Below are 21,255 nucleotides of genomic sequence, written 5' to 3' on the forward strand. Positions count from 1 at the left end.
TACAATTTAATAATCAAATAATCTAACCCTTTAATTCCTCATAAATCCCGTGGAACAGTCATTAAATTCTATCAAAGTTGCCATTCTGGTGGCGGATGGATTTGAGCAGGTAGAAATGACCTGCCCCAGAAAAGTCCTAAATCAAAAAGGAGCAACCACTCATCTTATTTCCCCTAATAAAAACAATGTCAGGGGATGGAGTCATCTTGACTGGGGTGAAAAACACGATGTGAATGTGCCGCTTACGCTGGCGCGTGCCGATTACTATGACGCATTGTTATTGCCAGGCGGTGTCTTGGGAATGAATGCGCTCCGAATGAACAGCCGGGCTGTTGAATTTGTGAAGTCTTTCTTTGCATTGGGCAAGCCAGTTGCTGCCATTGGTCATGGGCCGCAGATCCTGATCGATGCCGATGTAATTTTAGGACGCATTATTACTTCCTACGGGTCCATCCGGCAAGACCTGGAAAATGCAGGCGCAAGATGGGTAGATCAAGAAGTCGTAACCGATAACGGACTGATCACCAGCCGTACATCAGACGACATGTCCGCTTTTGTAAGTGCGTTAACTAAACAACTTAATCTCGAAGTTTATCAATAAGAAGTTTAAGATCGACTTACTGCACTCCGGATTGGCCTAAATAAAGCGAATCCGGATTTTTATTTTTCGCGAAGCAAGCCAAGCCTGAATGTTTGCCCGGCCAATGCAAACAACCCTACGGCGATAAATGGCCCCAAATCAAACAAACCGCTATCAGCGGGCGGATTTGGAAAAGTGATCGTGTTCAGGATCATAAGTGCGATTCCCAACATCCCGAGTGCACACCCCCAAAACCGCAGCTCTTTCAGCCTGCGCGATGAGATCAGTAATAAGACAAGATAAGTGCCGATGAACATATCCCAGGCAACATCCATCCCCATGTCAATCAGCCGAATGGATTCTTTCACAAATCTGGCTTCCTGGGTGGCTACCTGAGTATTTTCAATGTGAACCCCGACTTGCACTGCGAGCTGAGCCGAGAGGAAAGCAGCACAGATTGTAAACGCCAGGCTGCCAAACACAAATCCAAGTCTATTCGCATAAGAAGGATTGTAAAAGTGGATATATTCCATCAGCGCAAACAGAAAAACGATCCCTAAGATGGGAAAGGCCATAGCCAGGAAAAACACGATGGGATCCGGCAAAGAGGTGAATGCGATCGTCAGATAGGAGGTGATCGACAACATGCCTGCGAGGCCGCCCAATTTTGCCAATGCTTTTAGACTTTGTAAGCCAGGCTTAGATGTAAATTGTTCCTGCATTTGATTGATAATAGGATTTAAGCGATAGCCAATAGTATAGCTTTCCCATTTATTGCTACGTATACAGTTAGCCTTCGGCAGGCAAGAACCAGCAAACGGTTTATAGGTTACCTGCGTGATCTTACGATTGTATCTTTTTCTAAACAATCATTGCCCCTATCTTTGCCCGCTCATTGATTTTGGCGTTTACATGGCACTTGTTTCTCTTTTGGGCGTTTCTGCCCGCAAATACAATACCACTGTTTTATCTGATATTGCCTGGAACGTAGAACCGGGAACGCATTGGGCGGTTATCGGGCCTAATGGTTCGGGGAAGACGATTCTGCTGGATGTTATTGCGGGTAAGTGGCCTGTTTCTAAGGGAAAAATCAGTTATGAGTTGAAAGCGCCATTGCGGCAGGCGATTGAGCTTATTTCCAATGATTACTCGTTCAACCGCATTGTAAGTGCCGGGGCGGAATATTATCAGCAGCGCTTTCATGCCTACGAAAGCGAGCGCGCGCCTTCGGTGCGGGCGATCCTGACAGACCAGTTGAAACCCGTTGGAACTGTGAATGAAAGCTCGGTGCAGCTGGCGCCAGCCACGGTCAGTGATGAGGAACTCAACAATGTTGCGTCGCTCCTATCTATAACGCATTTGCTTGATCACCCGTTTGTTACATTGTCAAATGGAGAAACAAGAAGAATGCTTTTGGCCAAATCATTATTAAAAAGACCTGAAATTCTGATCCTCGACAATGCATTCAGCGGCCTCGATGTGCATTCGAGGGAAGTGCTGCGCAATGCGCTGACGGAACTGGCGCAATCCGGCGTGACGATCATTATGGCAACCACAGCCACAGAGATTCCGCCTTGCATTACGCACGTGCTGGAACTAAACGAAGGCCAAATTACAGCCCAACGCGAGATAAGAGATTACCAAACAGCTTCCGCAACGCACATTCACAACCCAAAGCCGGACCCTGAAAAGCTGGCTCATTTCGGTCTGCCACAGCACATTAACTTCAACTACGCAATTGATATGCGAAACATTCACGTTCGCTATCACGATCAGCTTATCCTGGATCAGGTAAATTGGAAAATCGCAAAAGGTGAAAAATGGGCGCTTTCCGGTCCTAATGGCTCGGGAAAATCAACATTGCTCAGCATTATCACCGCCGATAACCCTCAGCGTTTTGCCAATGATTATGATTTGTTTGATCAAAAAAGAGGAGGCGTTGGCGCTTCGATCTGGGACATTAAGCAGAAGATCGGGCACGTTTCCCCAGAATTGCACCTTTATTTTCCGAGAGAAACAAGCGTTTTCAAAACCATAGCTTCCGGTTTTTTCGATGCGACAGGCGTATTTTTCAAAAAATTAACCGAACAGCAAATCGAACGTGTGCATGAAGTGGCGGCCCTTTTGCATGTGGATCATTTGATTGAGAAAAAGTTTTCAGAACTTTCCAAAGGACAGCAGCGTATGGTTCTGCTAGCGCGGGCTCTGGTCAAAAATCCGCCTTTACTGATCCTGGACGAGCCTTGCCAGGGTCTGGACGCGGATGCGATTGAGTATTTCAAAGCCGTTGTTGATGCGATTTGCGACACGCCGGAGCGGACATTGATTTACGTTTCACATTATCCCAACGAAATCCCGAGCTGCGTTACAAAAACATTGCGGCTCGAAAAAGGAAAAGTTATGGAATGATCATTCCGCATCGTCGGTAAGAGCTTCCATGAAGGAGATAACACTTGCAATTTCGGGCTGCGTCAGGTTCAATTTATCGGCCGCCAGTGTCTGGTTGGGAACATCGAGCCCCAATCCTGCCCCGCCGCCTTCGTTGTAAAACTCCATCACTTCCTGCAATGTTGTGAAAGCGCCGTTGTGCATATAGGGAGCCGTTTTGGCGATATTTCTCACGGTGCTGGTTTTAAATGCATTTTTCCACTGCGGAAACTGGTCATGCACACCCCTGCCCGGATCATTGTCCAGCTTCGCATTTTTCCATTTCGCATCCGTCGTCACGCCCAAAACCTCGGATTCTGTGCGCTGAAAATCGGGCGGAACGGTTCCATTGAATAGTGGCACAAAATGGCAAGTCCCGCATTTTGCTTTGCCCATAAAAACATTGAAACCCGCCACCTGATCATTCGTAAGCGCCTTTTTATCGCCCCGCATGTATTTATCAAAAGGCGAATTGAACGGATTTAATGAACGCACAAAAGCCGCCATTGCATTCTGAATATGAACCGGTTTGACTACTTCCAGATCCGGATAAGCTTTCTTAAAATCGCGTTTATAATGTTCGTCAGTCGCCACCAATTTGGCTACATCTTCCATTGAACCGTGCATTTCAAGCTTATTATGGATCACATCCGCCGCCTGATCTTCCAGCGAAGGAGCGCGCAGATCGTAAAACAATGCCTGCTGCAATGATGCATACATAATGCTCGGCGCATTGCGGCTAACAAACTTATTATCAAAGCCTTTACTCGTTTTCAACCCATCGGCGTAAGCCTTTCCCGGCTGATGGCAGGAGCCGCAGTTTGTTTTGCCGTCGCCCGAAATCCGGCTGTCGTAAAACAATGTTTTTCCCAATGCAACCCGGTCCGACGTAGCGCTGAACCTGGTGTCCGACTGCAATGCCTCGGGGTTGAATGCATTCTTATCAAAAATTGTAGCCGCCTTACCGCTCAAAAGCTTGCGGTCGTTCATGAACGGAATGCCAGCCGATTCCTGATTCTGGTGCAAGGCGTTACAAAGCGGATTAATGTGGTCGGTAATGAATGCAGCGCGATCGAATGCATTGAAATTTTTACCCTTTTTCAAAAAAGCAATGGCCTCTTCAACATGCTTATCCAGTACCGAAAACTCGGGCAATTTGCTTTTGTAAGGTTGTGTATAATGTTGAAATGATTTTAAAACAACTTCGCTCTCCGCCAGTGCATTGCCCGAAGCCGGCGTGTCGAATCCGGAAATCCCCAGACTGATCAGGCGGAACATTTCCAGCCTTAATGCATCCAGAACATGCGAATCCGTGATCACAATGTCTTTCCAAAGCATTTTAATCCGTTTCACATTGACCTGCATCTTGCGCGAATGTCGCACCAGTTCTTCCTGATCCACAGGTTCATCCGTATAAATCAGCTCTTCAATCACCTGCAAGCCACCCGGCTCGAAAACTGCATTCTCCTCATCCTCAATCTCATCCAGCGGCGCACCATTGATCATTCTGACCGTGGTAGGAAAAAAATATTCGGCAAAAGCCTCTGTTTTTTTGTATTGAAGACGGATTTTGAGAAAGTCGTTTTGCAATGCTTTTTGCCCCGGTTTTGCCTTCACTTTTTCCAGAAATGCATCATTCATTGAAATCAGCGAGTCCAGGTCAGTGACAAAATGTTGATATACAATTTCATGCGGCTTCTGTTCCGGCTTGCATAACTGGAATGTGAAAACGGCGATGCCTGCACAAATGGCCAGGACAAATTTTTTCATGGTGAATGTAAAATAAGATAGAAGGCCCTCCGAAAAAGGCCTTCTATATGCTTGTTGAGAAGTGTTATTGCTGAATTCCGCGAACGATCACAGTTTGTCCGCCTTCTTTATTTGTAGAAATACCGCTGCCGTCAGCGCCTTTGTATTTCTCGTCCTGCCAAGTGTGCGGGTGCAGGTTGATCATGAATGTCTCAGGAATGCCCACAACATCTGAAATGTCGATCATGGCACCGTATTCCCAGGTGCTCAATGAATTGTTTCCTACCGAGTTATATTTCGTGTTAAATGCTGCATCCTCTCTGCGGTGGTGCATTTGGAGCATCGCCTTGCTCTCTTTTGTAGCCAGGTTATACTGCCAGATCGTGCCGTCGTGGTCATTGTTTTTGTAGAATGAATCACCGTCTTCCTGCACATAAACGAAGTTTTTGGTTACGCAAATGTTGTCAGGGTTCACGATGAAGCTGCCTGGCTTTTCTTCGCCATCCATAATGATCTGCAACTTGCCTTTTAATGGGTTGGTTTCATCAAATTTCAGGTTGTAGACGCGTCCCCACATGTTTTTACCAGCCACAGGCGTCACCTTATCCGACTGGCTTACACCCGTTGCCGTGAAATAAATGTCACGACCCACGCCGTTTCCGCCTTTGCGGTAATCAATGTCTTCCACACGTGCAAACTGGATCATTTTCTTATCCACCGTCTGTGCTTGCAGCTCCGTTCCTGTGCTTGTTTTTACATTGTCAAAAGGAACAAATTCAACGTCGTAAGTTTGTCCTTTAACCATATCCGTTTCCACACTTTCCTGGTTTGTGCGGCGTAATGCATATAATTTACCATTGTTCAGGTCGCCTACCACGTCCGACACGTAAGCAACAAGCTGACCATTTGAATCGTCCTCGCCGATGATGATCACTGTTTTGCCAGGAAATGCATCCTTAGGAAGCGGAACTGCGTTTTCAGCATTCCATTTACCAAAAGCGCTTACAGTCCTTGTCTTATTCTTTTTATCTGCCGGTGCAAAAGGATCAATCGCGTGCGTCATCGACTCCGAGTTGCTCTCGCCCGCTGTCAGGAATAATGGGCCGAAACCGTGTTCCTGCGGCGTTGCCATCGTTGCCGAGCATAATCTCCATTGTCCGCCTTCTGCGTCCACAATGTATTCCCCTTTAACGGGTTTCAATTCTTTATCCAAAAAAACGCGGGACACCGAGAAAAGGATCTCGTGGTTGTTGATCATCACATAACCTTCGCCATTCGGGTTTTTCATAAACGCGCCGCCGTCTGGCTGTGCACCGTAAATGAAATCAGGAGAATCCTGCAATTTGTCGTCCGAGCTGATTAATGTCGTGATTTTCAGATCTTCAAAACCTGGCAACGCACGCACCAGTGAAGGGTTTACCGAGCGATTGATCAGTTTGGAAGAATCTACCGGTGGATCATTGTGATCCTTAATGCAGCCGGAAAAGGTCATTGCGCCGCAAACCAGCGCAGTAAGAGCATTTTTTGGAATAGAATTAAAATTCATTGCCATGGTGAGATAGTTTTTTAACAAAACTAGCCGAACCACAGCTCTCCGGTTTTACCTGAATATTAAGCTATTATGAATAAAATTTAACATTAAGAAAACGAGTAAGCCACTTATGGACGCACTTTGACGGTTTCTTTTACAAAGCCATTTTTCAAATTCATTACAATGGACAAAGAGCTGCTGCCAAACCCCGGAACATACTGCGCGCGCCCGTAACCAACCTCAAACCGCTTGATCCGCAGCCACGCGCCGAAGGAAAAACCGGCCAAAGCGCCCCGGTTGGCAAGCCGCAATTCCTGCCTCCGCAAATGGTCATAACCGAGCATAATCCTGAAATTAGTATGCAGCAATGCTTCGGCCCCGAGCGAAAGATGCCGGCCCAGTTTCTCTGCCAGGCCCACTTTTCTCGCAATTTTGTTGCCATTATCGTCGTAAGTGAAGAAGAGGTCCGGATCATTATAGACCATATCAAAGCGGTTCAAATGATGCGCCGTCAGCGAAACGCAGATGGGCATATATTCCGGTTTGAATGTTAATCCAAGGCGCACGTCCAAAGGCAATGTAGGATCATTTAAACTGGAAAAGTTCTGTTTCACAAACCCCAGGTTTTTCACCACAAACCCAACCGTCAGACCCTGCTCGGGATGCTTGAAAACGCCGCCCCAGTCCAGCGCCACGCCAAACACATTATAAGACTGCACCGAAGCGCCTACAAATTTCAATGTTCCGCCCACCGTGAAAGCACCCAATGTGTGCCCGTAAACCGCAGAAATGCCATAATCCGCCGCCCGGAACTCCCCTATCACATTGCCAATGTCATCCGTTTCGACCATGGTGCCATAGTTCAGATATTGCAATCCAACCGCCCAAACGCCCGCAGACTTGCCCACGCGCCGCGCATAAGCCGCATTCACAAACCGGGTATCGGCCAGGTAAGGCATCAGGTTGACGGATACATTATTGGCTTTGGACGAGTCCAGTAAAGCAGGATTTTGGATAAAAAGGGCAGGATCATTGCCCGAAATGGTGAGGTGATTGGCGCCTAATGCGGTGTTTTTGGCCTGGGCTGGCAGTTGCAGGAAATCGAGCTTGTTTCTTCCGCCGGTCGGTTGTGCTTGTGCTGTTTTTTGGAAACCAAAAAAAATTCCCGCCAAAAACAAAGCGCACATTCCGATCTGCCTCATAAGTCGCATTAATTTCCCGAATCAGTAAAATGACAGTATATTTAGATTCTCACAAGAACAAATGTAACCATATCGTCCGTATTACATGGGATCAGCATCTTCCGCCGCTTCAAAAAAAGAACTTTTAGATCAGAAAAACGCAGAGGCCAACCTGGGCGGCGGTGCGCAACGGATTGAAGCACAACACGCCAAAGGCAAACTCACCGCCCGTGAGCGCATTATGGTGCTGATCGACAAAGGGACATTTGAGGAAATTGGGAAGTTTGTGATGCACCGCAGCAAGGATTTCGGGCTGGATAAGGAACATTATCTGGGCGATGGCGTGGTGACGGGTTATGGCAAGGTGAATGGCCGGTTGGTTTACGTTTTTGCACAGGATTTCACCGTTTTCGGGGGCTCGCTTTCCGAAACGCATGCCGAGAAAATCTGCAAGATCATGGATCTCGCCATGAAAAACGGCGCTCCGCTGATTGGTTTGAATGATTCGGGCGGCGCGCGGATTCAGGAAGGCGTGCTTTCACTGGCGGGTTATGCGGATATTTTTTACAAAAACACACTGGCTTCGGGCGTCATTCCGCAAATCTCTGCAGTAATGGGCCCGTGCGCAGGTGGCGCAGTGTATTCTCCGGCCATCACGGATTTTATATTAATGGTTGAAAACACCAGTTACATGTTTGTGACCGGGCCTAATGTTGTGAAAACCGTTACGCATGAGACTGTTACGGCGGAGGAACTGGGCGGAGCAATGACGCATGCGACCAAATCAGGCATTACGCATTTTGTTTCGCCTAATGAAGTTGAATGTTTGCTGAACATTAAAAAACTGCTCAGTTATATGCCGCAAAATTGCGAGGAAAATGCGCCAAGCATTCCCTATGAGGCTCAAAATGAATCGCGGCCGGTTTTAAACAACATCATCCCCGACAATGCCAACCAGCCTTACGACATGCGCGAGGTGATCACCGAAATTGCCGATGCGGAGAGTTTCTTTGAAGTCCACCAGAATTTTGCAGAGAACATTGTCGTTGGTTTTGCGCGCATTGCAGGTCGTAGCATTGGCATAGTGGCCAATCAGCCTGCTGTGCTGGCGGGTGTGCTCGACATTCATTCGAGCCAGAAAGCGGCGCGTTTTGTGCGGTTTTGTGATTGTTTCAACATTCCTTTATTGGTTCTGGAGGACGTTCCGGGTTTTTTGCCGGGCACTGATCAGGAGTGGAATGCCATCATTACCAATGGTGCCAAACTTCTTTACGCGTTCTCGGAAGCGACTGTTCCGCGGATTACGGTCATCACGCGCAAGGCTTACGGCGGCGCCTATGATGTCATGAATTCCAAACACATCGGCGCGGACCTGAACTTTGCATGGCCTACGGCGGAAATTGCAGTGATGGGCGCCAGTGGTGCCGCAGAAATTATTTTCAAACGTGAAATCGCCCAGGCCGAAGATCCGGCCGAAAAGCTGAAAGAGAAGATCGAAGATTACACCGAAAAATTCACAAACCCATATCGCGCCGCGCACCGCGGTTACATTGACGAGGTCATTTACCCCGATCAAACACGCGACAAGCTCATCCGGGCTTTTGAAATGCTGGAAAACAAAGTGGCTGTCCTGCCCAGAAAAAAGCATGGAAACATTCCGCTTTAAGATTTATATCCTAATTTCACTCCCAACTATTCATTTCCTAAACATCCTTAATTAATGAAAGAAGAAACAGGCACCTATGCGTCCAGACGGACCTTTATCAAAGGCTCACTGGCAACGCTGGCCACTTTTTCCATCGTTCCCCGCCACGTTCTCGGCAAAGGCTTCATCGCGCCGAGCGACCAGCTGACCAAAGCCATCGTCGGCACCGGCTCCATGGGCCGCGGCCACATTCCTTATGCAGGCACCAAAGTCGTTGCGCTTTGTGATGTGGATAAAAAACACCTGGACATTGCCGTCGGTATGGTAGATAAGGGCGTAAAAACGTTTTCCGATTATCGCGACGTGATCCAGCTTCCCGAAGTGGACATTGTGCACGTGGCCACGCCGCCGCATTGGCACGGGATCATTGCCGCAGATGCAGCCCGCGCCGGGAAAGATGTATGGTGTGAAAAACCCATGACAAGAACCATAGGCGAGGGCAAAAGGCTCGTGGAAGCCGTGCAGCAGCATGGAAGAATATTCCGTTTAAACACCTGGTTCCGTTTTCAGGACAATTTTTATGGTATGCGCACGCCGGTGAAGCCCATCAAAAAGCTGGTGCAAAGCGGCTTGCTAGGCTGGCCTTTAAAGGTGACCGTGAGCAAGCACACCGGTTTCGACTGGAAATTTTACTGGGTAGGAAACACCAATAATGCACCGCAGCCCGTTCCGGCTGAGCTGGATTACGAAATGTGGCTCGGACCCGCACCTTACAAGCCGTATAGCGAGCACCGCGTACACCAGACATTCCGCGGTTACTGGGATTACGATGGCGGCGGACTCGGCGATATGGGCCAGCATTACATTGATCCGATCCAGTATTTCCTGGGCAAAGATGACACAAGTCCGGTAAGCGTGGAAGTGGATGCGCCTCAGCAACACACCGAAGCCGTGGGAACCTGGCGGAGAATCACTTACACGTATGCGGATGGCTGCCAGATCGTGCTGGATGGCGAAGCGAAAGATGAAAAAGTGGCTTACATCGAAGGTCCGAAAGGCAAACTTTACCCCAATTTCCAATCCGACATTCCGGATCTTGAAAAGAAACTCGCCGCATTCCCTGATCCCGAGCCACAGGTTACGGATTTCGTAAATGCCGTGAAAAACCGCAAAAAGTTTGCGCTGAACGAAGAAAACGGGCACCGTTCCTGCACCATTGTGAACATGGGACTGGCAGCATTAAGACTCGGCCGCTCCTTGAAATTTGACCCTGAGAAGCAGGAATTTATAGACGATGAAGGTGCAAACCGGTTGATTAACCAGCCCATGCGTGGCCCCTGGACCATTTGATCGGCATTAAATTCGTTTGCATACATTCATTTCTATCCTTGACCATTCATGAAAAAACAAATATATACTATCCTGGCCCTCTGCATGTTACTATCGCAGGCATGGGCACAAACGGACGATGCGATGGCTGCCAAAACCAAAGCATTGTTATCCAAACTTCCTTCCCAAAACGAAGCTGCATTAAAAAAGAACATGGAAGAACTCGGCCAGCTTGGCAAGCCGGGACTGGTGCAGATCGCATCCATGCTCACGCCGCTCGGCAAGGGAGATAATACCAAAATTCAATACGCGATCGGCGGTTTTACTTACTATGCTTCACAAGCTGGCAAAGAAGATTTTCGTAAGATCGCCGCCGAGGCTTATGGCGAAGCATTATCGAAAGTAACCGACCCGGACAGCAAGAATTTCCTGATCTATCAATTGCAGACGGTTGGGAAAGATGAGTCAGTGGAGGTTTTGAAACCTTATTTAAAAGACGAAAGGCTTTCCGGTCCGGCTTCGCGGACATTGGCGAGAATCGGTTCACCGGTGGCTGGCGCTGCATTGTTGCAGGGCTTGGAAGGCGCTCCTGAAAGCACAAAAATTGCGATTATTGAAGCATTGGGCGGTGCGCGTTATAAGGAAGCGGCGCCTGTGATCGAGAAATCGGCTGTGAATGAGGATCTGCTTTTACGTAAAGTGAGCCTTTTTGCGCTTTCGGAAATCGGAGCGCCTTCTTCTGAGGCAATTTTAATGGCTGCTGCGCAAAAAGCGAATTTCGGTTATGATGAGTCGGATGCGACGGCGGTTTATTTGAAATATCTGGCGCGCCTGGCCGAAAATGGCAACGCGGCTGCCGCGGAAAAAGCTGCTCTGGCATTGCTCAAAAACACCCCGGACGTAAAGCAAACCCCGACGCGCTCCTCGGCTTTGAAAATTTATTCAGACATAAAAAAACGCGAATCTGTGCCTGTTTTGGTAAATGCATTGCAAAGCGCAGATCCGGAATATCGCATTGCTGCATTGAAATTGGGACAAAAATACCTGATGGCCGACGGCACAACGCCCTGGCTCAATGCCATGAAAAAAGCCAAACCGGAAGTTCAGGCAGAGATTATTACCATGCTGGGCCATGCTAATTCGCTGGATGCATTGCCTGCTATTCAAAAAGCATTAATTGCAAAGGATAGCAAAGTAAAAATGGCTGCAATCTGGGCTGCTGGGAAAATCGGTCAGGAGAAAAGCCTACCTGCATTGGTTAATGTGCTGAAAGCGGCGAGTGCGGAGGAAGTTTCTGTGGTAAAAAGCAGTTTGCTTACCATTAAAGGGGAAGGCGTTGTCAATCAATTGGCGACAGCATTGCCAACATTGCCGGCCGCTTCGCAAGCTGCCGCCATTGACGTGATCGCTGCACGGGAGGCGAATGCCAAGTTCAGCAATGTTTTTGCCTTATTAAAAAGTCCGAATGCAGATGTTTCAAAATCGGCTTACACTGCATTGAAATCGTTGACAACGGCGAATGATCTGCCGCAAATGTACATTTTGCTGAACACTGTAACGGACGCTGGGCAAATGGCAGCTATTCAAAAAGCGGTGGTTGCGGGTGTGAAAAGCTCAGGAGATGTGAGAGCGCAGACGGATATTATTTTAAAACAAATGCAGGCCTCACCTGCTGATAAGCAATCCAATTACCTGGCTGTTTTGGCAAGCATAGGCGGCAAAACGGCGCTTAATTCGGTGGTTTCGGCTTACAATAGTGGTGATGCAAAATCCAAAAAGGCTGCAATCGCTGCGTTATCATCCTGGTCGGATGCGAGCGCTGCGAGTGATCTTTTGAATATTGCAAAAAAGGCAACAGATAGCGAGGAGCTTACCTTAGCATTGACTGGTTATGTGGCTGCGACTGCGAAATCGACCAAAACGCCTGTCAATAAGGTGATTATGCTGCGCGAAGCCATGACTTTGGCCAAAACGGATTCTCAGAAGATTGCGATCCTGAAAGAGTTGCCCCTATTGAGAACATTCAATGCATTGCTTTTTGCAGGAAAATTCCTGGACAATCCCGCAACAGAGCAGGCGGCTGCGCAAGCAGTTATGGCGATTGCACTGGCTAATAAGGGTTTTTATGGCCCTGAAATCCGCGATTTGCTGACCAAAACTTCTTCCCTACTAAAAGGAAAAGATGCGGAATATGCACGCGAGTCGATCAAAAGACATTTATCGGAACTACCTAAGGATGAAGGTTTTGTGGCTCTGTTTAATGGAAAAGATCTTACTGGCTGGAAAGGCCTGGTTGAAAACCCGATTGCGCGTGGCAAAATGAGTGCAGACAGTTTGGCTTACAAACAAAAAAAGGCCGATGAAGCCGCCAATAAGGATTGGTTTGCCAAAGACGGCGAACTCGTTTTCTCGGGACACGGCGATAACCTGGCCACCGTGAAACAATATGGTGATTTTGAAATGTATGTGGATTGGAAAATCCAGAAAGACGGCGACGCGGGCATTTACCTGCGTGGAACGCCGCAGGTGCAGATCTGGGACACGTCGCGTGTGAGCGTAGGCGCGCAGGTGGGCTCCGGTGGATTGTACAACAACCAGAAGAACCCAAGCAAACCTTCCAAACTGGCCGATAACGCCATTGGCGACTGGAACACATTCCACATTACCATGATCGGCGACCGCGTTTCGGTGGATCTGAACGGGGAGAATGTGGTGGATAATGTGATCCTGGAAAACTACTGGGACCGCAACCTGCCGATTTTTGCCAAAGAACAAATTGAGCTGCAGGCGCATGGAAATCAGATCAATTATCGCGATGTGTATGTGCGTGAAATTGAGCGCCCTGAGCCATTCAAGCTAAGCGATGCGGAGCAGAAGGAAGGTTTCAAAGTGCTGTTCGACGGAACGGATATGTTCAACTGGGTGGGCAACCGCACCGATTATTTCATTGAAAACGGCGCATTGGTCGTAGATCCTAAGAAGGGCGGCAAAGGGAATTTGTATACCAAAGACGAATACAGCGATTTCGACTTCCGGTTTGAGTTTCAATTGACACCCGGTGCCAACAACGGCCTGGGGATCAGGACACCGATGGAAGGCGACGCGGCGTACGTAGGAACCGAAATCCAGATCCTCGACAATGACGCCGACATTTATAAAGACCTGCACGAATATCAATATCACGGTTCCGCTTATGGCATTATCCCTGCAAAAAGAGGATTTTTGAAACCCATGGGCGAATGGAATTATGAGGAAGTCCGCGTGCAGGGTTCCAAAATAAAAGTAACATTGAATGGCACCGTAATCCTGGATGGCGACCTTGCCGAAGCCAGCAAAAACGGAACCGTCGATCACAAGGAACACCCCGGATTAAAGCGCACCAGCGGTCATTTGGGTTTCCTGGGCCACGGCTCTGAACTAAAATTCAGGAACATCCGGATCGCCGATTTAACCAAAACACCCGCCGAACCGCCCGTTGCTTCAAAAAAGAAGCGGAAGAAATAAGCGAATTGAAAAACTCCTGTCAGCCGGCAGGAGTTTTTTTGTTTGGTATAAATTTATACTGAAATTAGTGTAAATCTATTTAATAGAACAGTGTTCAGTTCAAAGCTAAAAACCTGTAAATAAAATGAAAGCAACCGAAAAAATGAATGTTGCAAAGCAAGCGATCAGCCGAGCGGAACTGGAAAGTATTTACTCTTATGGCTATGAGGTTTTTGAGGATGTGGACCGCTTTAACCGCTGGATTTTTAGTCCTAACCGGGCATTGGGCGGGAAAGCTCATGCTTTTCGGATTCTGGAAATCAACGACTTCGTTTATGATCTGCGGATCAAATTATAAAAAAATTTAAAAATGGCCTTGACGAACCGATTTGGGCATTTTTATTTAGCTTTGAGTAACGGTCGAAAAAATCCGGCGATCCGTAAAGTATATCACTATTAAATGCTCTTTCCTTAGCAGAAAACAATTTGACAATGAAAGCCAATCACATCTTCCTTGCTGCATCCCTGTTCCTTTCTTCGGCTGCTGCAAGTGCACAACATTCCCTGACACAACTTTGGGCTTCGGAAGCCACATTGCCTGTTCCTGAGTCTGTATTTTACAGTGCTAAAAACAAAATCTTATATGTAGCGCTCATTGATGGAAAGCCTGGTGAGAAAGATGGTAAAGGCGGGATTGCGAAAGTAGGATTGGATGGAAAAATCGTCGCAAAAGATTGGATAACAGGGCTACATGCGCCAAAAGGCATGGGCGTTATGGGCGACAAGCTTTACGTTGCCGACGTGACTGATTTGGTTGAAATTGATCTAAAATCAGGGAAAATCTTAAAGAAACACGCCGTTGAAGGTTCCGTATTCTTGAATGACGTGACCATTGATGCAGAAGGAAATATCTACGTTTCGGATTCCAGCACGAAAAAAGTGCATATGATCAAAGACGGAAAGGTTTCGACCTTTCTTGAAGGCTTGAATGGTCCTAACGGCGTTTTGGCAGTTGGTTCGGACCTGCTGGTTGCTGATGCGGGAACATTGAAGAAAGTAAGCTCGACCAAAGAAATAAGCGTCTTGGCAGAAGGAATGGATAAAAGCACCGACGGAATCGAGCAGGTTGTGCCGGGTGAATACATTGTTTCGTGCTGGGCGGGTGTGGTTTACTACGTTAAATCCGACGGGACAAAGCAGGAATTGCTGAACACAAGTGCGGATAAAACGAATTCGGCTGACATTGGCTACGATTCAGTGAAGAAAATCGTTTATGTGCCGACTTTTGGCAAAAACAGTGTTGTAGCTTATCAGTTAAAATAAATATATTTATAACCTAAAAATTAAATTAAAACAAGTCGTTTCCATGGACATTTTTGTTGGGAGTCTTTCTTTTAAATTGAAGGAAAGCGAATTGCGTGAAGCTTTCGAAAAATTTGGAACAGTGAGCTCCGCGAAAATTATCATTGACAAGATTACACGTCAGAGCAAGGGTTTCGGCTTTGTCGAAATGCCGGATGAAGAAGAGGCAAGGTTGGCGATCAACAATCTGAACGGAGCCGATATGTACGGAAGGCCGTTGGTTGTAAACGAATCGCAGAAGAAAGAAGCAAGAGGAGACGCAAGTGCCCCACGGAGAGAAGGCGGTTTCAACAGAACGCCACGTCCTGAAGGCGGCAGTTCCGACAGACCAAGCAGCGCACCTGGAAGCGGAAGCAGCACGGGCGGCGGATACAGCGGTGGCGGTGGTTTCAGCGGTGGAGGCGGTTACAGTGGCGGCGGAGGCTATTCCGGAGGCGACAGAAGCTCAGGCGGCGGAAGCAACGACCGATACAGAAGCAGCGACCGTGGACACAGTGGCGGCGGATACGGTGATAAAAGTGGATTCGGAGGCAAATCAAGATCTGACGACCGATTTGGAAAAGGCGGAGGAGATTATAAAAAAGGCGGAGGCGGATCCAAAAACTACACCCGCAACATTGGCGATGACGATGATGATGATTGATAATAACTGATCATTGATCCATAAATAGAAAAACCCTGTAAGCCGATTCTTACAGGGTTTTTTATTGGCAACAAGAGCGTGTTATGCTGTCGCCTTTACCTTATTATCTTTAAAGAAAAGCACAAATAGCACTAAAACAACGGCTGCAATGCCAGCAGGCACCATCCATATGCTTGTCCAGTCTTTCACACCATTCACCGTGTACATGTCTGCAACGATGCCCGCAAGCCAGGAACCGATGCCCATTCCAATTCCGTAAGTGGCGATGGAGATAAGTCCCTGCGCAGATGAACGATACTTTTCGCCTGCTTTGCTGTCTGTGTAGATCTGTCCGGTAACGAAGAAGAAATCGTAGCAAACGCCGTGCAAAATGATGGCCATATAAAGCAGCCATTCGCTGGAAGCATCGCCGTAGCCAAAGCCGATAAAGCGGATAATCCAGGCAATCAACCCAACAACCAGCATCCATTTAACACCTAAGCGGCTGAATGCAAGGGGAATTAAAAGCATGAAAATCACTTCAGAAGCTTGTCCAAGTGACATTTTGTTCTCCACATTGGTCATTCCTGAATCTGTCAGCGATGGATTAGCCATGGCGTAATAGAAGGACAACGGAATGCAGATCAGCAGCGAGGAGATGAAAAAGATGGCGAATGAGCGGTCTTTGAAAAGCGTGAAGGCATCCAATCCCAAAATGTCCGAGAATGAAGTTTTGGTGCTTGGTTTCGGCGGGGTATCTGGCAAAAAGAATGAATAAACGCCCAAAAACGCAGAAGCAACCATTGAAATCTTAAAGATCATTACATCATCTCCAAAGCCATAATAACCGATAATGTTCGAAACCACAATCCAGGAAACCGTTCCCATTACGCGTATGGCAGGGAAATCTTTTTCTGAATTGGTCACCTGCTGCATCGCGATCGAAGTCGTCAGCGACATCATCGGCGCGAATGAGATACAATAAGCCAGGATAATCCAGAAGAAATTGTCCGGATCGTCAACGCCTGTGAGGACGAATAGCAATGCGGCACCTGCAAGGCTCAACACGCCCAGCACTTTTTGTGCGGCAAAATAACGGTCGGCGATCATTCCGACAAAGAATGGAGCGATGATCTGCGCGATGGAAAAGGCCGCATAGGCATTCCCAACTTGCGCGCCTGTTGCGCCCAGTGCCGTGAACAGATATTTACTCATTTGACCGTACCACGATCCCCAGATAAAATAGAGGAGGAACATCATGGCCATCAACTGAAAACGCGTTGTGTTTTTCATAAAAGGGATAGGAGTTTGATTGGGTAAATAATAAGGGGTTATGGGTTACTTTTTAACGATTTTCTGGAATTCATTCAGTTTCAAAAGCGCCTCGATGGGCGATAGTGTGTTCACATCGACCAGCGATAATTTTTCTTTCAACTCCTCCATACGCGGATCGGCCGGTTCGAAAATGCTTAACTGGAAGTTGTTTTTAGGAATTTCCTTCACCCGCTTTTTGTGCTCGTGTGTGACGTGGTCTTTCTCCAAATGATGCATGATCTCACTCGCGCGCAACACGATCAGCTGCGGCATGCCCGCAATCTGCGCTACGTGGATCCCAAAACTATGCGCGCTTCCGCCCGGTTTCAGTTTGCGAAGGAAAATCACTTTGTTATCGACTTCTTTTACTGCGACATTGAAGTTCTTAATGCGCGGAAAATCCTCGGTAAGCTGATTTAACTCGTGGTAATGTGTTGCAAACAATGTTTTTGGCCTGCAATCAGCCTGATTATGGAGATATTCTGCTATTGCCCAGGCAATGGAAACGCCGTCGTAGGTGCTTGTTCCTCGTCCGATCTCATCCATTAAAACCAAACTCCGGTCACTCAGGTTATTGAGAATGCTGGCCGTTTCGGTCATTTCCACCATGAATGTACTTTCACCGCGGCTCAGGTTGTCGCTCGCCCCTACCCGGGTGAAGATTTTATCCACTAATCCAATGTTTGCGGATTTGGCGGGCACATAGCAACCCATTTGCGCCATGAGCACGATCAATGCGGTTTGCCGCAACAATGCAGATTTTCCGGCCATGTTAGGACCAGTAATGATGATGATCTGTTGTGAAACATCATCCAGAAACAGGTCATTCGGCACATAACTTTCTCCCACGGGAAGTTGCTGCTCGATAACCGGATGGCGTCCGTCCTTGATATCCAGCTCGTTGCCTTCGCTGATGACGGGTTTTGTGTATTTATTTTTTCGCGCAACCGTAGCGAATGAGCTCAGCGCATCCAGCGTGGATATCACCAGTGCATTCTGCTGCACCGTGCCCACATATTCAGCCGCCATAGACATTAATTCGCTGAAAATCCGGTATTCTATCGCTGAAATTTTATCCTCAGCATTCAGGATTTTCTCCTCGTATTCTTTGAGCTCGGGCGTAATGTATCGCTCGGCATTCACCAGCGTTTGTTTTCTGATCCAATCAGCCGGGACTTTATTTTGATGTGCGTGCGTGACTTCCAGATAATACCCAAAAACCTTATTATAAGCGATTTTGAGTGATCCGATGCCCGTGCGTTCTATTTCCCTGTTTTGCAGTTTGATTAAAAAGTCCTTCCCTTCATAAGAGATCGCATGCAACTCGTCGAGTTCAGGATCAACGCCACTTTTCACAATGCGGCCATTATTTGTCAGCAGAGGTGCGTCTTCACGGATTTCGTTTTCAATTTTATCAACCAAAAAACTGCAAGGATTAAGCTGATCCGCATATTTCTTCAATATCTCAACGGCCTGCGTAGAAATTTCCTTTTTGCCTGCCTTCTTGGATTTTTCTTCTTCCTGGTTAATAATGCCGGAAATCAGCTCCTTTACCGGACCGATTTGTTTTAACGACTTTTTCAGCTGCACTAATTCACGGGGATTGATTCGCTTCACGGCAACTTTGGAAATAAGTCTTTCCAAATCCCCTATTTGCTTCAAATACCCTGTAATCGTATCATGAAGGTCTTCATTTTCAAGAAAATGCTCGACCGTATTCAGCCGGTCTTCGATAGCCAGTTTGTCTTTTAATGGCAAAACAATCCATTTCCGAAGCAAACGCGCGCCCATAGGCGTCACAGTCTGATCCAGAATTTGTATCAATGGCACGCCGCCTTCCTGCTGCGGGTAAACGAGTTCCAGATTACGAACTGTAAAGCGGTCCAGCCAAACATATTTTTCTTCCTCCAAACGCGTAATGCGACCAATGTGGCCCACTTCTTTGTGCTCCGTTTCGCGCAGATAATGCAGGATGACGCCCGCTGCAATGATCCCCATCGGCAGCGCTTCGATCCCGAAACCTTTTAATGTCGTTGTCTGAAAATGTCCGATCAGCTGCTCATAGCCATATTCGTAGCCAAAGCACCAGTCGTCCAGTTGAAAAGAGTGATGTTTCCCTCCGAAAAGCTGATTAAATTCCTGTTTGTGCCTCTTGCAAAAAAGCACTTCGGCCGGGCTGAAACCCTGTAACATTTTATCAATGTATGCCGCATTGCCCTGGGCCGTCATAAATTCTCCCGTAGAAATGTCCAGGAAAGCAAGTCCGTAAATGTTGTCAGGTCCAATGTGGACAGCCGCCAGATAATTGTTTTTACGGGTGTCAAGCACATTATCATTCAGCGAAACGCCGGGCGTAACCAGCTCGGTAACGCCTCTTTTTACAATGCCTTTGGCTGCGGCAGGATCTTCGAGCTGATCACAAATCGCCACGCGCTCGCCCGCACGGACCAACTTCGGAAGATAATTATCAAGGGAATGGTGTGGAAATCCCGCCAGTTCTTCGTGCGCACCGCCATTGTTCCGGCGGGTAAGCACTATGCCGAGAATTTTAGAGGCACGAATGGCGTCTTCTCCGAAAGTTTCGTAAAAATCCCCCACGCGAAACAGCAGCAGCGCGCCGGGGTACTTGGCCTTGATCTCGTTGTATTGTTTATTAAGCGGAGTTTCTTTTTGTGCCTTTGCCAACTATCAGCCTTATTTTAAGAAAAGGATATGTACAAAATTAAGCCTTCTCTCCGGTTTGGCAACATTGGGCCAAGGTTTTGTGAAAGCAGCAGTTATCTCAATCGTATACGCGGCGCACGTCTTTGGCCGTAACTTCCCACACGTCCCCTGGTTTAGGAAATTCACCCTTTTTCTCAGCGAGAGAAATTTTTCCAATTGACCAGCGCACGAGCCGCAATGTTGGGAAACCGGCCGCGGCGGTCATACGTCTTACCTGCCTGTTTTTGCCTTCGCCTAGGGAAATGGAAACCCAGGAAACAGGAATGTTCTGGCGAAAGCGGATGGGTGGATTGCGTTCAGGTAATGTTGGTTCGTCAATCGGCGAGATTTTCGCACGGAGCGTTAAGTGCTTTTTGCCGTTAATCGAGATTTGCACGCCGTCGCGGAGCATTGCACATGCCTCCTCAGTGATGGTGCCTTCAACCTGGGCATAATACGTTTTGGAATGTTTGTTTTTGGGATCTAGAACCTTTGTTTTCAAAAAATTATCATTGGTAAGCAGCAGCAATCCTTCACTATCCGCATCCAACCGCCCAACGGGATAAATGTCTTTGGGAAACTCAAAATCAAGATCCGCAAGCGTAGGGTGATCACCTTCACGAGAAAATTGTGAGAGCATTCCGAATGGCTTGTAAATGAAGAAGTAACGAAACAAATTGAAATGGAATTAGGATGAATCGGCGCTGTTATTTTAGAAGCGCAGCAGGATTTATAGAAAAACCCGGTAAGATATTTTCTCCTGAAAGCGTCACATCCAATGTATCGTGGATGACAATAGATTGATCAGCTCTATATATATGAATCTTATTATTAAAACGATCTATCAGCCAGCCCAACTGAGTTCCGTTAGTAATGAACTCGTTCATTTTATCCTGCAAGTAGACCAAATCATCGAATTGTGAATGGATTTCTACCACGAAATCAGGACAAACAGGTGCGAAAGTTTCTTTCTCGTCTTCTGATAATGCTTCCCATTTTTCCATGATCAGGAAGGACGCATCTGGCGACCTTACGGCTTTGTTTGGCAATGTGAAACCGGTTGACGAGTCGAATAAATAACCATAGCGATTGTCTCTATTCCAGTTTCCCAGAGCAGCAGCAATCTTTGCATTAAATATGCTTGTAAGTGCTCCGCTTAAAGACTGAATTATAATATTTCCTTGCGAGTCTCTTTCAAATTTTAGTGTGTCGTTCATTTGGCAAAACCGGAAGAATTCTTCTTCACTCATCAGGTCGCCCATCTTCATTGTTACCGGCATTGGCATGTCCATAACGCTTTTGGTTTGAATCTTGCTTTAATCAAAAATA

16 protein-coding genes are annotated in these 21,255 nt (G+C 47.3%); 8 read left to right on the top strand and 8 right to left on the bottom strand.

Annotated features, from left to right (window positions below; all coding sequences use genetic code 11):
• Positions 1-49 precede the first annotated feature (49 nt).
• A complete protein-coding gene (locus G395_RS0101870) occupies positions 50-601 on the top strand; it encodes a type 1 glutamine amidotransferase domain-containing protein (protein ID WP_026628505.1) in 552 nt (183 codons plus the stop codon).
• A 59-nt stretch (positions 602-660) separates the two neighbouring features.
• Here G395_RS0101870 and G395_RS0101875 read toward each other — a convergent pair whose 3' ends face one another.
• Positions 661-1,302, bottom strand: coding sequence for a hypothetical protein (locus G395_RS0101875; protein ID WP_026628506.1), 642 nt, complete (start codon positions 1,300-1,302; stop codon positions 661-663).
• A 190-nt stretch (positions 1,303-1,492) separates the two neighbouring features.
• Between G395_RS0101875 and G395_RS0101880 the strand changes: the two genes are divergently transcribed.
• Positions 1,493-2,989 carry an ATP-binding cassette domain-containing protein gene (locus G395_RS0101880; protein ID WP_026628507.1) on the top strand — a complete coding sequence of 499 codons (1,497 nt, stop codon included), beginning with the start codon at positions 1,493-1,495 and terminating at the stop codon, positions 2,987-2,989.
• Here the strand turns inward: G395_RS0101880 and G395_RS28380 are convergent, their stop codons facing one another.
• The 3 genes from G395_RS28380 to porQ all read right to left on the bottom strand — a co-directional run bounded on the left by G395_RS28380 (position 2,990) and on the right by porQ (position 7,489).
• Complete coding sequence (locus tag G395_RS28380) at positions 2,990-4,777, bottom strand: cytochrome-c peroxidase (protein WP_035360211.1); 1,788 nt, start codon at positions 4,775-4,777, stop codon at positions 2,990-2,992. It abuts the gene before it with no gap.
• Positions 4,778-4,841: 64 nt separating this feature from the next.
• The gene (locus G395_RS0101890; RefSeq protein ID WP_084439346.1) at positions 4,842-6,308 is read right to left on the bottom strand and encodes a PhoX family protein; all 1,467 of its coding nucleotides are present in this window, start codon (positions 6,306-6,308) and stop codon (positions 4,842-4,844) included.
• 107 nt (positions 6,309-6,415) lie between these two features.
• On the bottom strand, positions 6,416-7,489 hold the full coding sequence (gene porQ, locus G395_RS28385) for a type IX secretion system protein PorQ (protein WP_157486504.1): 1,074 nt from the start codon (positions 7,487-7,489) through the stop codon (positions 6,416-6,418).
• Positions 7,490-7,574: 85 nt separating this feature from the next.
• Between porQ and G395_RS0101900 the strand changes: the two genes are divergently transcribed.
• The 6 genes from G395_RS0101900 to rbp all read left to right on the top strand — a co-directional run bounded on the left by G395_RS0101900 (position 7,575) and on the right by rbp (position 15,930).
• Positions 7,575-9,134 (top strand): acyl-CoA carboxylase subunit beta, encoded by a 1,560-nt coding sequence (locus G395_RS0101900; protein ID WP_026628509.1) that lies wholly within the window; start codon positions 7,575-7,577, stop codon positions 9,132-9,134.
• 54 nt (positions 9,135-9,188) lie between these two features.
• Positions 9,189-10,463 (top strand): Gfo/Idh/MocA family oxidoreductase, encoded by a 1,275-nt coding sequence (locus G395_RS0101905; RefSeq protein ID WP_026628510.1) that lies wholly within the window; start codon positions 9,189-9,191, stop codon positions 10,461-10,463.
• A gap of 48 nt (positions 10,464-10,511) precedes the next feature.
• The gene (locus tag G395_RS0101910; RefSeq protein ID WP_026628511.1) at positions 10,512-13,946 is read left to right on the top strand and encodes a 3-keto-alpha-glucoside-1,2-lyase-like domain-containing protein; all 3,435 of its coding nucleotides are present in this window, start codon (positions 10,512-10,514) and stop codon (positions 13,944-13,946) included.
• A 124-nt stretch (positions 13,947-14,070) separates the two neighbouring features.
• On the top strand, positions 14,071-14,283 hold the full coding sequence (locus G395_RS0101915) for an MbcA/ParS/Xre antitoxin family protein (protein ID WP_026628512.1): 213 nt from the start codon (positions 14,071-14,073) through the stop codon (positions 14,281-14,283).
• 134 nt (positions 14,284-14,417) lie between these two features.
• On the top strand, positions 14,418-15,248 hold the full coding sequence (locus tag G395_RS0101920) for an SMP-30/gluconolactonase/LRE family protein (RefSeq protein ID WP_026628513.1): 831 nt from the start codon (positions 14,418-14,420) through the stop codon (positions 15,246-15,248).
• A 43-nt stretch (positions 15,249-15,291) separates the two neighbouring features.
• Positions 15,292-15,930, top strand: coding sequence for an RNA-binding regulator (rbp, locus tag G395_RS0101925; protein ID WP_026628514.1), 639 nt, complete (start codon positions 15,292-15,294; stop codon positions 15,928-15,930).
• 81 nt (positions 15,931-16,011) lie between these two features.
• Here rbp and G395_RS0101930 read toward each other — a convergent pair whose 3' ends face one another.
• The 4 genes from G395_RS0101930 to G395_RS0101945 all read right to left on the bottom strand — a co-directional run bounded on the left by G395_RS0101930 (position 16,012) and on the right by G395_RS0101945 (position 21,218).
• Positions 16,012-17,202, bottom strand: a complete 1,191-nt coding sequence (locus G395_RS0101930; RefSeq protein ID WP_026628515.1) for an MFS transporter — start codon at positions 17,200-17,202, stop codon at positions 16,012-16,014.
• Positions 17,203-17,247: 45 nt separating this feature from the next.
• On the bottom strand, positions 17,248-19,908 hold the full coding sequence (gene mutS, locus G395_RS0101935; protein ID WP_026628516.1) for a DNA mismatch repair protein MutS: 2,661 nt from the start codon (positions 19,906-19,908) through the stop codon (positions 17,248-17,250).
• A gap of 97 nt (positions 19,909-20,005) precedes the next feature.
• A complete protein-coding gene (locus G395_RS0101940) occupies positions 20,006-20,602 on the bottom strand; it encodes a pseudouridine synthase (RefSeq protein ID WP_026628517.1) in 597 nt (198 codons plus the stop codon).
• Positions 20,603-20,633: 31 nt separating this feature from the next.
• Positions 20,634-21,218, bottom strand: a complete 585-nt coding sequence (locus G395_RS0101945) for a Uma2 family endonuclease (protein WP_026628518.1) — start codon at positions 21,216-21,218, stop codon at positions 20,634-20,636.
• Between the last annotated feature and the right edge of the window lie 37 nt (positions 21,219-21,255).

It is taken from the genome of Dyadobacter alkalitolerans DSM 23607, assembly GCF_000428845.1.
Lineage (GTDB): Bacteria > Bacteroidota > Bacteroidia > Cytophagales > Spirosomataceae > Dyadobacter > Dyadobacter alkalitolerans.

What these genes read in the sequence shown, in the direction of transcription:
- G395_RS0101915 (WP_026628512.1), top strand. Translation starts at nt 14,071, where the DNA reads ATGAAAGCAACCGAAAAAATGAATGTTGCAAAGCAAGCGATCAGCCGA.
- G395_RS0101910 (WP_026628511.1), top strand. Translation starts at nt 10,512, where the DNA reads ATGAAAAAACAAATATATACTATCCTGGCCCTCTGCATGTTACTATCG.
- G395_RS0101890 (WP_084439346.1), bottom strand. Translation starts at nt 6,308, where the DNA reads ATGGCAATGAATTTTAATTCTATTCCAAAAAATGCTCTTACTGCGCTG.
- G395_RS28380 (WP_035360211.1), bottom strand. Translation starts at nt 4,777, where the DNA reads ATGAAAAAATTTGTCCTGGCCATTTGTGCAGGCATCGCCGTTTTCACA.
- G395_RS0101880 (WP_026628507.1), top strand. Translation starts at nt 1,493, where the DNA reads ATGGCACTTGTTTCTCTTTTGGGCGTTTCTGCCCGCAAATACAATACC.
- porQ (WP_157486504.1), bottom strand. Translation starts at nt 7,489, where the DNA reads ATGAGGCAGATCGGAATGTGCGCTTTGTTTTTGGCGGGAATTTTTTTT.
- G395_RS0101930 (WP_026628515.1), bottom strand. Translation starts at nt 17,202, where the DNA reads ATGAAAAACACAACGCGTTTTCAGTTGATGGCCATGATGTTCCTCCTC.
- G395_RS0101875 (WP_026628506.1), bottom strand. Translation starts at nt 1,302, where the DNA reads ATGCAGGAACAATTTACATCTAAGCCTGGCTTACAAAGTCTAAAAGCA.
- rbp (WP_026628514.1), top strand. Translation starts at nt 15,292, where the DNA reads ATGGACATTTTTGTTGGGAGTCTTTCTTTTAAATTGAAGGAAAGCGAA.
- G395_RS0101900 (WP_026628509.1), top strand. Translation starts at nt 7,575, where the DNA reads ATGGGATCAGCATCTTCCGCCGCTTCAAAAAAAGAACTTTTAGATCAG.
- G395_RS0101945 (WP_026628518.1), bottom strand. Translation starts at nt 21,218, where the DNA reads ATGGACATGCCAATGCCGGTAACAATGAAGATGGGCGACCTGATGAGT.
- G395_RS0101920 (WP_026628513.1), top strand. Translation starts at nt 14,418, where the DNA reads ATGAAAGCCAATCACATCTTCCTTGCTGCATCCCTGTTCCTTTCTTCG.
- G395_RS0101905 (WP_026628510.1), top strand. Translation starts at nt 9,189, where the DNA reads ATGAAAGAAGAAACAGGCACCTATGCGTCCAGACGGACCTTTATCAAA.